Here is a 13,037-nt window from a genome sequence, read left to right on the forward strand (position 1 = left end):
TGGACAGTGGAGGAGCGCGAACCTACTGGGCGAAGCGCTCGTTGACCTTGCGCGCCATGTCGATGGACTCTTTCTTGGCCGGAACCCAGTCGGTGATATCGAAGATGGCGGACATGGTGTCTGGATCCACCTCGGAGAAGCCGTCCATGAGGTCGGTAATTTCCTTGCGGCGCTCCTCCGGGACATCATCCGAAATGACGACGCCGCCGTTGGGGTACATCTCGGTGTAGCCGAAGACGACGAGCTTCTCAGCCAAGTCAGGAGCCTCGGACGAGTCGATGGTGGAGCGTGCGTCCCAGAAGCTAAAGCCAACCTCAGCGTCGCCGTTGTAGACAGCCATGATGGACGCATCGTTGGAGGTTACCGGGACCTTCTTGAGGCCATCGACGTCGATACCCTGGGACTCCATCGCCATGACGGGCAGCTGGTAGCCGGCCGGGGAGGTGGCGCCGAGCATCGCGACAGTGGTCTCACCATCGATCTTCTTTAGCGCCTCGAGGCCCTTCGGCCCCTGTCCCTTGTTGTCGTCTGCGGTGGCGGTGCCGTTGCAGTAGAGGTACTCAGCGCCGTTGGCAGCGTAGGTGGAGGCAACCGGCTCATCTTCGCAGTACTTGTCCGGGTTGTTGGTGACGAACTGGCCGGCGTAGGAATCTGCACCAAAGCGCTCATCCTGCAGCACAGCGTGGGCGCCGTACATGTCTTCAGCGGACGCTAGCTGTGCAGCGGAGGCAATGGCGATGTCAGCCTGGCCGGAGCCGATGGCCTCGACAGCGGCCTGGTAATCCTTGGTGACGACACCTTCAACCTCCACGCCGAGCTCCTCAGAGAGGTAATCGGTCAGCGGCTTCGCGGTGGTCACCAGGTCATTGACCTTTTCGTTTGGGATCAGCGCGAGGGTGAGCTTTTCATCGGAGCCCTGGGCAGAATCGGAACCGTTGTCGGAGTCGGAAGAGCAGGCGGTGAGGGAGAGGGACAGGGCAAGGGCGGTGGTAGCAAGAGCGGTGAAACGGCGCATGAGGAATGTCTTTCTGTGCGTGTGTTCTAAAAAGCGGAGGTCAGTTCGGGAAAGATGTCGGTGACGCGGGTGACGCGCCACGTCGGGTGTGCCTCAGGCGAGGTTGCGAAGGGGGAGTCAACGAGCACGGTACGTCCGCCCACGGCGGCCACGGGTGCGAGGTCGAATTCCCAAATATCGCCGAAGGAGATGAGGTGAGTCGGATCCGTGCCGGTCAGGTCGGTGTCCAGAATGCGGGTAAGGCCTTCGGGTTTGCCTACCCTGGTGTAGATGGCGTCGAAGGACCTGTCGAGGCCCAGTGTGTGAAGGGCAGCGCTCAGGCCAATCTCTGGAGAGTTCGTTGCCAGAATGGCGCGGCCGGGGTAGGAAGCAAGGAACTCGGCAAGCCCCTCAGGGGCGGTGATGCCGGTGTCAGCGAGGTTCTCCCGGGAAGCCATATATGCCTCCTGGCAGGTCTCTTCCGGCACGTCGAGTTCAGCGGCGAGAGTACGGACGAGGTGGTAACCGTCGCGTGCTGAGCCAACGTTATCGGAGTTCAGCAGCGCTTCGGCGTCATGAGCAATGGATGGGTGCCCGGCTTTCTCTGCAATAAAGTGCGCATAGGCCAGCACGGGGCCGTGGCCAAGGCTGACGGTCCCGTCAAAATCGAAGAGAAGAACTGGGCTAGTTATGTCTATGGACATGAAGTACAAACTAACGACGGTTTATGTACTTCGCGACCGCACGCGGTAAACATTCAGTGAACAGTGCGTGCACATCTGGCTTTGGTACTCTAAAGGGCTGTACAAATCTCTCCTCGAAGGCTGGACATGTCTCTTTCAAGTGAGCAGTTGTTGCTCGAGCGCTTTATGAAGCTCTCCATCGCTACTGCAGTGGCTACGATCGCGCTCAAGATTGTCGCTGCTGCGGTGACGGGATCGGTGGGCTTTCTCTCTGACGCTCTGGAATCTGGTGTGAACCTCGTCGCTGCCGTCGTGGGGTTCGTGGCCATCAAGATCGCAGCCAAACCTGCGGATGCGAATCACCAGTTCGGCCACGGCAAGGCCGAATATGTTTCCGCGTTGGTGGAAGGCGCAATGATCTTCGTCGCTGCGGCGATGATTATCTATACGGCCATTCGTCGACTTCTGGATCCGCAGCCGCTGGAGCAGCCGAGCCTTGGCCTCCTACTCTCGCTGCTCGCCTCCTTGCTCAACCTTGCGGTTGGTCTGCTCCTTCTGCGTGCGGGTAAGAAGTCCCGCTCGGCCACTCTGCAGGCGGATGGAAAGCACTTGCTTACCGACGTCTGGACGTCCGTCGGCGTCCTCATCGGCATCGCCGCCGTAGCTCTGACTGGCTGGCTCTGGCTGGACCCCGTCATTGCGTTCGCGGTGGGGCTTAACATTCTGTGGACCGGCTACAAGCTGTTGTCCGAATCCCTGAGCTCCCTGCTGTCGGAATCCCTTCCGAAGGAAGAGCACGCGCGGCTGGATGCCCTCCTCAACGAGCTCGAAGAGCGTCACGACGTGGAGTTTACGTCTCGCCGCACCGTAGCCTCCGGCCGCAACCGCTTGGTGTATCTCACCATGGACGTGCCGGGGGAGTGGACGGTGGTGCATTCCCACACCATCGCTGACCGGATCGAGGACGCCATCGACGAGCTCTTCTCCGGCTCCGAGGTGTTTATCCATGTCGAGCCCGCCGGCACCGTGCACCGCCGCATCCTGCGGATGCCCTAGTGATTTAGCGCAGGCTGGCCACCCCGCGGCCGCCCTCCATCACCCACGGCCAGCTCAGTCCGTTTCGGGTGAGAACGTGTGCCCGAATTTCATCGGGGACGATCCAATCCTTGTGGGAATATCCCAGCAAGTACTCGTCGAACGCTGGCAGTTCGATGCGCAGCGCGAGGGCAGCCCGGATTTCCTTCTCAGTGACGTCGCCCTGCCAGCGCGCCATCCAGATGTCGTGGCCGGCGTGGCGGGCCTTAATCCCATCGGCCGCCGCCAGGGCCTTGGTGGCCTGGGACTTGCTCAGCTTCGACCACGCCTGCAGGTCTGCTACTGAGACGGGACCGTGGCCCGTGAGGTACCGCTGGGCGAGCTCCCGCAGGGGCTCGTCGGGGCTGTGCTGGACGACGGGTAGGGCATCGACATGCAGGAACGTCTCTTGTTTTCCCTCCTTGGGGCCCTGGACTAGATCGCCGGCGCCGCCGAAAGCGCGCAGCAGGTGCGAGCCCCGGCCTTCAGTGGGGTCCACGCCCGATTCAGCGAAGAGCTCGTAGACCGCCGCGCGGGTCAGTGGCTTCGTCGCCGCTGCGTGGAGGGCCTCCGAGCTGGCAGCGACCATTTCTTCCGTTAGCCCCAGCTGTGGCCGACGGGACTTCTGGCTGGTGGCCACTCGGGGATACAGCAGGCGGGACATCCAGCGGACGTCGGCAGCCGGCATGAAGTGCAGTGTGCCGCGCTGCGGCCAGCAGCGCACCACCCGGTAGCGCGCGATGTCGTGCAGGACGTCGTCGTCCGTACAACCGGCACGCAGTGCGAGTGCGCGGATACCGGCGTCGTAGGTTTGGCCTTGTAGGGCAAGCAGCTGCTTGGCGACGTCTTCCGCCGTCGCCATGGAAGGCCGCGCCTGCGACGGCGCGAGACCTTGGGCGATAAGCCGGCGAGCGAGCAGCTCGTCCCGGGAGAGTTCATTCATGCTGTCTACATTAGAGGCGCTTGGTTGCGCACCTCGCGGGGGAGGAGTTTTCTCAACTTTGTAAAGGATTCTATGGTTTCTCGTACGGTGTTGTTTGTAGGATTTCTGGCGTCGTTTGTGACTTTTAACCTGCTATATTGCTTCAATTCCTAGGTGGTTCTAACCGGAGGGGGAGCGTTCCTCAATTCGAAAGTGTCTCTGATCTTTGATAGCGTGTTGAAGTCCAAATTCCATAGTGTTTATCAAAGAAGGTGTCCGAAACGTCCGCCGAAAAGAAGTCCCTCATTACCCCGACCTTTATTTTTGCCTGGTTGGTGAACTTTGCACAGTTCTCGGTTTTCTATCTGCTCGTCACCATCATGGCGCTGTACGCGGTTGAGCAGTTCCAGGCCTCAGACACTGCCGGCGGATTTGCCTCCAGTGCCTTTGTGGTGGGCGCGACGATTGCCCGCCTCTTTTCGGGCTACATCGTGGACGCGATGGGGCGCAAGCGCTCGCTGGTGGTCTCCCTTATCGTCGTGACCATTGCGATGGCGCTGTACTTCCCCGCGCAGTCCCTGCCGCTATTGTTCGGCGTGCGCATTCTGCACGGTCTGGGCTATGCAGTGGCCTCGACAGCTGTTATGGCGGTGGCACAGTCGGTCATTCCGGATCATCGCCGTGCTGAGGGTACTGGCTACTTTGCGTTGGGTACCACACTGGCCACCGCTTTTGGTCCCGCGGCGGGCCTGGCAATTGTTCATTCTGCAGGCTACAACAGCGTCTTTGTTGTGGCTCTGACTCTGACTGTGGTGGCGCTGTGCTTGGGGCTTATTGTGAAGGCGCCGGCCCACGAGACTCGCAGCGTGACCTTCTCCTTGGGAAACATCATGCACCCGGGTGTCGCGCCCTTCGGCGTGTTTATCCTCTTCGTGGGCGTGGCCTACACCGGCATCATTACCTACCTGAATGGATACTCCGCCGACGCTGGACTGGAGAAGGGTGCGAGCTATTTCTTCCTGACCTATGCTCTCGTGAGCTTGGTATTGCGCTTTGTGCTGGGCAAGGTCCAGGACCGCCGCGGTGACAACATTATTATCTACAGCTCCCTGGTTTTCTTCATCGCGGGCTTGTGTGTTCTCGCCGCCGCTGCGGCGGACTGGCAGGTGGTTCTGGCCGGTGCGCTCGTGGGCATCGGCTACGGCTCCATCCTTCCGGCGGGGCAGGCCATTGCAGTTCGCCTCGTGCCAGTGCATGAGATGGGTGCAGGTATCTCAACCTTCTTCCTGCTTCTCGACGTCGGCATTGGCTTCGGCCCCATCCTCCTCGGCCAGATCATTTCTGCCACCAGCTTCTCGATGATGTATTGGCTCCTAGCAGCGCTTATGGTCGTAGCTGCGGTGGTCTACTTTATTGTGCATGGGCGGAAAGATGTTGCTCGTGGGGATGTGCGCTACGAATAATTCGGGCTGCAATTTGGGGCGGTTGGCATGGTGCTGGCCGTCCTTCGCGCAGTTTTACCCCCGTGGTGGTTAGGGAGGGGGTGTAGTAAAGTGCCTGTTCGATCTGGTTCGAACACAAACCCTAAACTAATCTTCAACACCCCCGAAATGAGCAACCAGAAAAGAATAATACTGCAGGCCATAGTCATTTAGATGGTGTGCCGGTATAGTTGTTGGTAGAACACCTATTCTATAGTTGCCTCGGGGGCACAATGACAACCACCACTACACCTGCACCACCAGCCTTCTTCGCTCACACCAACCCCACCAACCCACTCGCCCAAGCCCGTCACGACGTCCGCCGCGCGGACTTCGCCTGCTGGCGCGCCGCCCAACCGCAGTTGGATGCCGACATCGACACCACCGCCTTGTCCCTAGTCAACACCTGGGGCCTCGGCGAAGGACTGATCACCGCCGGGCTGCGCGCCCTTTTCCGCCTCGATACCCTGCCCGGGCTCAAAGCCCTCCAGGACACCCACTGCCTGCTCGATATCCACGGGCTTATCGCCATCGATAAACCCCTGTCTGCCCTGGCCGGACTGGATGCGGCAACACTCGCGCTGATCGATGCCACCCTGGTGTCCTACTTCACCCCGACCCAGCCGAATCAGGTTTTTCCCACCACCGCCAAAATCCGCCGCCGGGTCCGCGACCTAGCCAAAACCCTGGACCCGAGCATTGCCTTTCGCGATACTAGGCCGAAAGACACCTACACGTTTTCGTCCAACGGCACGAAAGCCTGGCTAGAACTCGGCGTGGATGAAGCAACCGGCATTGCTATCGATGCCTTCATCCGGGAAACCGCCACCAAGCATGTTCTTTCGCTTACTGATGCGATAAAGAAGCTTCTGACCGGGGCGATTGAACCACCAGCAACCATTGTGCTGCACACCTACCAAGCCTGTGATGTAGAGAATGCCCCGACCTACATCAACGGCTATGGGTGGCGCAGTGCGCCTATCCCACACACGAAGAAGCGGGACTTAACTACACCGGTGAAAGAGTCTGATTCTTACCAACCATCGGGAATGATTCGTAGCGTTGTTGAGGGCCGTGATGAGACCTGCCGGTTGAGCGGGTGTGACAGGCCGGCGATGTATTCGCAGTTGGATCATCGGCATAACTATGCCGAGGGTGGAAAGACGCATCCGTCGAATATGGCGTGCTTGTGTCAGCATCATCACAACATGAAGACCGATGGGCGGCTGGGCTATGTCATGGACCCGGATACCGGGGATATTGTCTGGCTTTTCGACGACAGCACCTGGGCAACCACCAGCCCGGAAGGCCCGCTGTCTGACGGGATGAAAAGGTGGGTGCAAACAGTAGGCCAGCACATCACCGCCTACCGTAAATTCGCCCGCGAGCAAGCCCAGTACCTCAAACAGCAACTCGATGACTACCACGCCGAACAACAAGCCGAAGAACAAGCCAACACCGAAAAGGAAGCCGACGGGGAAGCCGGCACCGACACCAAAGACGACATCCCCTTCTAAACCACCGTCGAAAACAACGACGTCGAAGAAGACGACGTCGCCCGCCACAACGAAAACACAAAAAATCCCCCGCACACAACGGAGGACTTAAGGAAGGAGCCAACTGAGTTCGTCGTCGTTGAGAACGACGAAGGGGAGAAGCTAGGCAGAGATGCCTACGTGCTCCTTCTCGTCGTCGTGCATGATGTCGGCGACGCCGTTTTCGGCAGCATCCCACACGGCTTGGTCCTGGATGCCGGCACGCTTGGCCACGATGGTGGCACAGAGGGACTGGCCGGTGACGTTGACGGCGGTGCGGCCCATGTCGATGATCGGCTCGATGGCCAGCAGTAGACCGACGCCGGCCAGCGGAAGGCCCAGGGTGGATAGCGTTAGAGTCAGCATGACGGTAGCGCCAGTGGTGCCTGCCGTAGCGGCGGAGCCGATAACGGAGACGAAGATGATGAGCAGGTACTGGGTGAAGGAGAGATCAACGCCGTAGAACTGGGCGATGAAGATGGCGGAAATGGCAGGGTAGACCGATGCACAGCCGTCCATCTTGGTGGCAGCGCCAAGGGGGATGGCGAAGGAAGCGTATTCGCGCGGAACGCCCATTGCCTGCTCGGTAAAGCGCTCGGTGACCGGCATAACGCCCATGGAGGAGCGGGTTACGAAGCCTAGGGAGAAGACTGGCCACACGCGCTTGTAGAAGCCCATGACGGGAATGCGGTTAAACGCGAGCACCGCCGGGTAGATGACGACAATGACCAGAGCGAGGCCGACGTACATGGCGAGCACAAACTTGCCCAGGGAGCTCAGGGCATCCCAGCCGTAGGTAGATACAGCCTTTCCGATGAGCGCTGCAGTACCGATTGGAGCGAGGCGGATGATCCACCACAAAACGACCTGGATGACCTTGAGGAAGGACTCGGTGAAGCGCAGGAACGGATCGGCAGCCTTGCCGGCCTTGACGGCTGCAATGCCCAGAGCGAGGGAGATGACCAGCAGCTGGAGTGCGCCGAAGCCGAGGGATACCTCGCCGTCGCTGAAGGAAGCGTTAAGGCCGATGAAGTTGGACGGTACGAGTTCCTGGAGGAATGCGGTCCAGGAGCCGACGTGGGAGGGGTCGGCGGCCGTGGAGGCGTCGACAGTCGTGCCCACGCCGGGTTTCATGACCACCGCAACCAGGATGCCTGCCAGCACCGAGAAGAAGGCGGTGATGGCGAACCATACGAGGGTGGAAATGGCGAGTGACGCCGCGTTGGTGACTTTTCGCAGGTTAGCCACGGAGGTAACGACCGCTGCAAAGATCAGCGGCGGAACCATGACCTTGAGGAGCTGAACGTAGGCGCCGCCGACGCCTGTGAGTGTGTCAGAAAGCCAGGTTGACTCCATGCCGGAGGCGATGAAGCCGAGAATAAGGCCGACGATGAGGCCGGCAATGACTTGCGCGCCGAAGCCAGTGGCCCATTTCGGCAGTGCGCGAGAGGAAATGTTGGACACGGGATATTCCTTCTAGACAGTGTGGTATAGAAATGAACCGGATAGTTCGTTTGCGCTGAACTGATCGGTTCGCTAGAGACCTCAACACGTTACGTCCTCTGGAAATTCCTGTACAACTCTAGGAACTTTTTGGTTACGCGGCGCTGCTTGGCGACGTCATTCCTGTCCGCTCACATTCGACAACGGAAAGTTGTTTAGACCTTTTTCTCGATTGGGAGGGGGCGGGGGTAGCGAGCTTGTATTAGAAGAGCCTGTGAGTGGGGTGGCGGTTCGCCTTGAGTGGCGATGATAGGTGTTATGAATGCGCTTTGGTTTGGGTTGTGCAGGCGGCGGCTGCGTGGTGTCGAAATGGGTGGCATCGACGGGCGATAACGCCCTAAGGTGCAAAACGTTTCCGTTATAAGATTGTTATCAGTGTGATGACCTGCACTAAGGCGGGCAAATAGTGGCAAGTGTGGGTAGCCCGGTGGCGAAATGTTGATTTGTCCGTATCGTGGGAACCAGAGCAAACGAAATAGCAAATCGCCCGCCCCGGATGAAGATCTTCGGGGGTGGCTGAAGCTATGAAGGGTTTGCCGCTCGAAGATAGACCAATTAAAGAAAGGTTTAGCGAAACAATGGGTAAGAACATCAAGGATCTTTTCAACGCAACCGCATACGACAAGGCTGGCGAGAAGCTCGGCTCTGTCAAGGAGGTCTTCGTTGATGAGCAGACCGGTCAGCCGACCTTCGTTGAGGTCAACCACGGCCTGTTCGGCATGAGCTCCAGCCTGGTTCCGCTGCGTGGTCACGACTTCAACGGTGATGACCTGAAGCTGGCTTTCTCCAAGGACCGCATTGAGAACGCTCCGGACTTCGATTCCGACAAGCCGCTGACCCCGGAGGCACAGTCCGACATCTTCAAGCACTACCAGCTGGAGAACGCACAGGACGTGACCACCTACCAGGACGGCAACGTCGACGCTGAGCAGCGTCGTGACGCTGACCTGAAGACCGGTGCTGCAGGCGCTGGCGTTGCAGGTGCCGGCGTTGCTGGTGCTGGCGCTGCTCACACCGACACCACCGCTACCCACACCGACACCACCGCTCGTACCGGTGCTGCTACCGGCAACAACGCTGCCGACAACAACGGTGAGATCATCCGTTCCGAGGAGCGCCTGGACGTCAACAAGGAGCGCGTCGCTACCGGTGAGGCTCGTCTGCGCAAGTACGTCGTGACCGACACCGAGACCGTTGAGGTTCCGGTTGAGCGTGAAGAGGTTCGCGTCGAGCGCACCCCGATCTCTGAGGCCGAGGCTGCTAACTTCAACGGCACCATCGGTGACAACGACACCGAAGAGGCTTCCGTCACCCTGCACGAGGAGCGCGTGAACGTTGACAAGAAGACCGTCCCGGTCGAGAAGGTCAACCTCTCCAAGGAGACCATCAAGGACACCGAGACCCACACCGAGGAGCTGCGCAAGGAGCAGATCGATACCGACGGTATCACTGACACCCGCAAGTAATTCGGGATAGCGTAAAGGGCTTGGAGCTTAAATGCTCCAGGCCCTTTCGGCCGTTTTGGCGGTTTGCTAGCGAAGCGGGGCGGAAGCCAGTAGATTAATAGGCATGTCTCGTTTTAGTCCGCTGAACTGGCCGGTCGTGCGCCAGATCCGAAGCAAAGATGCCTTTGGCCGCGACCTGTCTACGCAGTCGGCACAGAGCGAAGAGCTGCGGGGGCGTACCGTCGATGCTGACCGCGTAGTGCAATCCGTGTGCCCTTATTGCGCTGTGGGCTGCTCGCAGCGCGTCTACGTCAAGGACGACAAGGTCATCCAGGTGGAGGGTGATCCGGATTCGCCAATCTCCCGTGGGCGTCTGTGCCCCAAGGGGTCGGCCTCGGAACAGCTGATTAACTCGGCTTCACGCATCACCACCATCAAGTACCGTGCGCCCTATGCCACTGAGTGGCAGGAGCTTGATGAAGAAACCGCGATGAACATGATTGCGGATCGCTACGTGGAGGCGCGGAGGAAGCACTGGCAAGACGTCGATAAGCAGGGGCGTCGTCTCAACCGCACCATGGGCATTGCCGGACTGGGTGGTGCGACGCTGGACAATGAGGAGAATTACCTCATTAAGAAGCTTTTTACCGCCACTGGTGCGATTCAGGTGGAAAACCAGGCGCGCATATGACACTCCGCAACTGTTCCTAGTCTAGGAACATCGTTTGGCCGCGGCGGCGCAACCCAACCGCTGCAGGATATGGCGAATGCGGACTGCATCGTCATTCAGGGTTCCAACATGGCGGAATGTCACCCGGTGGGCTTCCAGTGGGTGGTTGAGGCCAAGAAGCGCGGTGCGCGCATCATTCACGTTGACCCGCGCTATACGCGTACTTCGGCGTTCGCGAACCGTCACATCGGTATTCGTGGAGGCACCGACGTTGTCCTGCTGGGCGCAATCATCAAGTATGTGTTGGACAACGACCTGTACTTCCGTGATTACGTGGTGAACTACACCAATGCGGCGTCGATCATTTCGTCGGACTACCAGGACACCGAGGACCTCGAGGGTCTGTTCTCCGGCTACGACTCGGAGACGGGTAAGTACGTCACCGACTCGTGGCAGTATGTGCGAAAGCCAGAGGGATCGTCGTGGAACGTGGAGAAGGACCCGACGCTGGAGCATCCTCATTCCGTGTTCCAGATTCTCAAGCGGCACTACTCGCGCTATACGCCGGAATTGGTGGAGGAAACCTGCGGTATTTCGCAGGAGGACTTCTACTACTTGGCAGACTCCATTGCGCAAAACTCCACGCCGGAGCGCACCACCTGCTTTGCCTATGCCTTGGGCTTTACGCAGCACACCCTAGGCGCACAGTTCATCCGCACCGCGGCGATCCTGCAGCTTCTCATGGGCAACGTGGGCCGTCCGGGCTCCGGAATCATGGCGCTGCGCGGCCACGCCTCGATCCAAGGCTCGACGGATATCCCGACGCTGTTTAACTCCCTGCCGGGCTACCTGCCCATGCCGCACGTGAGCCAGGATGGCTGGAGCGACTATCTCGATTCCTTCCGCAAGGAAGACCAGAAGGGCTTTTGGCAGCAGGGCGAGAACTACGCGGTGTCCTTGATGAAGTCCTACTGGGGTGACGCCGCAACCGCTGAGAATGACTGGGGCTTTGACCTCATGCCGCGGCTCTCCGGTGCGCACTCGACCTATGAGACGCTGCTGGCCATGCTGCGCCATGAGGTGGAAGGGTACTTCGTCTTCGGCCAGAACCCGGCGGTTGCGCAGTCCAACGGTGGCATGCAGCGTCGCGGCCTCGCTGCGCTGAAGTGGCTGGTGGTGCGTGACTTCCAAGAAATTGAAACCGCGAGCTTCTGGAAGGATTCGCCGGAGATCAAGAATGGCGAGCTCAAGACTGAGGACATCGCCACCGAGGTTTTCCTCATGCCAGCTGCTACCCACGTGGAAAAGTCTGGCACGTTTACCCAGACCCAGCGCATGGTGCAGTGGCGCTTCCAAGCGGTTCCGCCGCCTGGGCAGGCGCGCAGCGAGGCGTGGTTCTTCTACCAGCTGGGCAAGAAGATTAAGGAGCGCCTGGCGGACTCCACGGATCCGCGGGATCTGCCGGTTCAGGCAGTGACCTGGGACTACACCGAGGATGAGCACGGTGATCCGGACTCTGAAGAGATCTTGCGCGAGATCAACGGCTACTACCTCGATGGGCCTAAAAAGGGCGAGCTCTTGCCGGCGTTTACAGAAATGCGCAGCGACGGTACTACCTCCGGCGGCTGCTGGATCTACACCGGCGTGTTTAAGGACGGCATCAACCACGCAGCCAAGAAGGTGCCAGGCTCGGAGCAGAATGAGGTTGCCTTGGACTGGGGCTGGGTGTGGCCGGCGAACCGCCGCATCCTGTACAACCGTGCGTCCGCAAAGCCGGACGGAACTCCGTGGTCAGAGCGCAAGAAGTACATCTGGTGGGATGAGGCCCAGGGGAAGTGGGTCGGCGATGACGTGCCCGATTTCCCGGCAACCAAGCGCCCGGATTACGTAGCGGACGTGGACGCGGTGGGTCCCGATGCACTCGATGGCGACGATCCGTTCATCATGCAGGCGGACGGCCTAGGGTGGCTCTTTGCCCCGCAGGGGCTTTCCGACGGACCCCTGCCCACCCACTACGAACCCCAAGAGTCCCCGGTGCTCAACGCACTGTACAAGCAGCAGCAATCGCCGACTCGGTTGACCATCAAGCGCGCGGATAACCTCTCGCGTCCAGAGCCGGGAGAATTCGGTGCTGACGTGTTCCCGTTCGTCTTCTCGACGTACCGCCTGACGGAGATGTACACCTCGGGTGCGATGTCTCGCCGGCTGCCTTTCTTGGCGGAGCTGCAGCCGGGGCTGTTCTGCGAGGTGGACAAGGATCTTGCCGCCAAGCGCGGGTTGGTTAATGGCGAGTGGGCCACCATCATTTCCCCGCGCGGGGTTATCGAGGCGCAGGTGTTGGTGACGGAGCGAATGGAGATGCTCACCATCAATGGCCAGGAGTTCCACCAGATCGGCCTGCCGTACCACTACGGCGAGTCCGACACCACCGCGGTGGCGGGAGACGGTGCCAACGATTTGCTGGGACTGACCCTCGAGCCGAACGTGTTCATCCAGAACTCCAAGGTCGGTGCGTGCGATATCCAGCCGGGCCGGCGCCCGCGCGGAGAGGCACGCCTAGAGCTTCTGCGTGAGTACCAGAAGCGGGCAAAACTGACCGTGGAGTCCGGTAACCAGATCCTCGATGTTTCTGATGAGTTCACCACTCACGCGCAGTCTGTCGACGAAAACACGGGCGACGATTCGACCGCGGGCAACGTGGCTGATTACGAAGGTAAGGAAGGCTAGCAA

General features: G+C 59.8%; 9 protein-coding genes. 5 read left to right on the plus strand and 4 right to left on the minus strand.

Annotated features, from left to right (window positions below; all coding sequences use genetic code 11):
- Positions 1–22 precede the first annotated feature (22 nt).
- Positions 23–1,015 carry a phosphate/phosphite/phosphonate ABC transporter substrate-binding protein gene (locus tag ACKFR8_RS01065; protein ID WP_408930352.1) on the minus strand — a complete coding sequence of 331 codons (993 nt, stop codon included), beginning with the start codon at positions 1,013–1,015 and terminating at the stop codon, positions 23–25.
- 26 nt (positions 1,016–1,041) lie between these two features.
- Complete coding sequence (locus ACKFR8_RS01070) at positions 1,042–1,698, minus strand: HAD family hydrolase (RefSeq protein WP_408930353.1); 657 nt, start codon at positions 1,696–1,698, stop codon at positions 1,042–1,044.
- 126 nt (positions 1,699–1,824) lie between these two features.
- Between ACKFR8_RS01070 and ACKFR8_RS01075 the strand changes: the two genes are divergently transcribed.
- Complete coding sequence (locus tag ACKFR8_RS01075; protein ID WP_408930354.1) at positions 1,825–2,733, plus strand: cation diffusion facilitator family transporter; 909 nt, start codon at positions 1,825–1,827, stop codon at positions 2,731–2,733.
- A gap of 4 nt (positions 2,734–2,737) precedes the next feature.
- Here ACKFR8_RS01075 and ACKFR8_RS01080 read toward each other — a convergent pair whose 3' ends face one another.
- Complete coding sequence (locus tag ACKFR8_RS01080; RefSeq protein WP_306508300.1) at positions 2,738–3,694, minus strand: winged helix DNA-binding domain-containing protein; 957 nt, start codon at positions 3,692–3,694, stop codon at positions 2,738–2,740.
- Positions 3,695–3,945: 251 nt separating this feature from the next.
- Here ACKFR8_RS01080 and ACKFR8_RS01085 point away from each other — a divergent pair, with 251 nt between their 5' ends.
- Both ACKFR8_RS01085 and ACKFR8_RS01090 read left to right on the plus strand, forming a co-directional pair.
- Positions 3,946–5,136: an MFS transporter gene (locus tag ACKFR8_RS01085; protein ID WP_408930355.1), complete on the plus strand. Its 1,191-nt coding sequence runs from the start codon at positions 3,946–3,948 to the stop codon at positions 5,134–5,136.
- Between the two features lie 251 nt (positions 5,137–5,387).
- Entirely contained in the window at positions 5,388–6,671 is a 1,284-nt protein-coding gene (locus tag ACKFR8_RS01090) for an HNH endonuclease signature motif containing protein (protein WP_408930356.1), read from the plus strand.
- Positions 6,672–6,812: 141 nt separating this feature from the next.
- Here the strand turns inward: ACKFR8_RS01090 and ACKFR8_RS01095 are convergent, their stop codons facing one another.
- Positions 6,813–8,153: a dicarboxylate/amino acid:cation symporter gene (locus ACKFR8_RS01095; protein WP_408930357.1), complete on the minus strand. Its 1,341-nt coding sequence runs from the start codon at positions 8,151–8,153 to the stop codon at positions 6,813–6,815.
- A gap of 617 nt (positions 8,154–8,770) precedes the next feature.
- Here ACKFR8_RS01095 and ACKFR8_RS01100 point away from each other — a divergent pair.
- Together ACKFR8_RS01100 and fdnG are read left to right on the plus strand one after the other, a co-directional pair.
- Complete coding sequence (locus ACKFR8_RS01100) at positions 8,771–9,658, plus strand: PRC and DUF2382 domain-containing protein (protein WP_296134549.1); 888 nt, start codon at positions 8,771–8,773, stop codon at positions 9,656–9,658.
- Between the two features lie 103 nt (positions 9,659–9,761).
- Positions 9,762–13,034 carry a formate dehydrogenase-N subunit alpha gene (gene fdnG, locus ACKFR8_RS01105; RefSeq protein ID WP_408930358.1) on the plus strand — a complete coding sequence of 1,091 codons (3,273 nt, stop codon included), beginning with the start codon at positions 9,762–9,764 and terminating at the stop codon, positions 13,032–13,034.
- The last annotated feature ends 3 nt before the right edge of the window (positions 13,035–13,037 follow it).

The organism is Corynebacterium axilliensis (assembly GCF_046097495.1).
Taxonomy (GTDB): domain Bacteria; phylum Actinomycetota; class Actinomycetes; order Mycobacteriales; family Mycobacteriaceae; genus Corynebacterium.

What these genes read in the sequence shown, in the direction of transcription:
- ACKFR8_RS01065 (WP_408930352.1), bottom strand. Translation starts at nt 1,015, where the DNA reads ATGCGCCGTTTCACCGCTCTTGCTACCACCGCCCTTGCCCTGTCCCTC.
- ACKFR8_RS01070 (WP_408930353.1), bottom strand. Translation starts at nt 1,698, where the DNA reads ATGTCCATAGACATAACTAGCCCAGTTCTTCTCTTCGATTTTGACGGG.
- ACKFR8_RS01075 (WP_408930354.1), top strand. Translation starts at nt 1,825, where the DNA reads ATGTCTCTTTCAAGTGAGCAGTTGTTGCTCGAGCGCTTTATGAAGCTC.
- ACKFR8_RS01080 (WP_306508300.1), bottom strand. Translation starts at nt 3,694, where the DNA reads ATGAATGAACTCTCCCGGGACGAGCTGCTCGCTCGCCGGCTTATCGCC.
- ACKFR8_RS01090 (WP_408930356.1), top strand. Translation starts at nt 5,388, where the DNA reads ATGACAACCACCACTACACCTGCACCACCAGCCTTCTTCGCTCACACC.
- ACKFR8_RS01100 (WP_296134549.1), top strand. Translation starts at nt 8,771, where the DNA reads ATGGGTAAGAACATCAAGGATCTTTTCAACGCAACCGCATACGACAAG.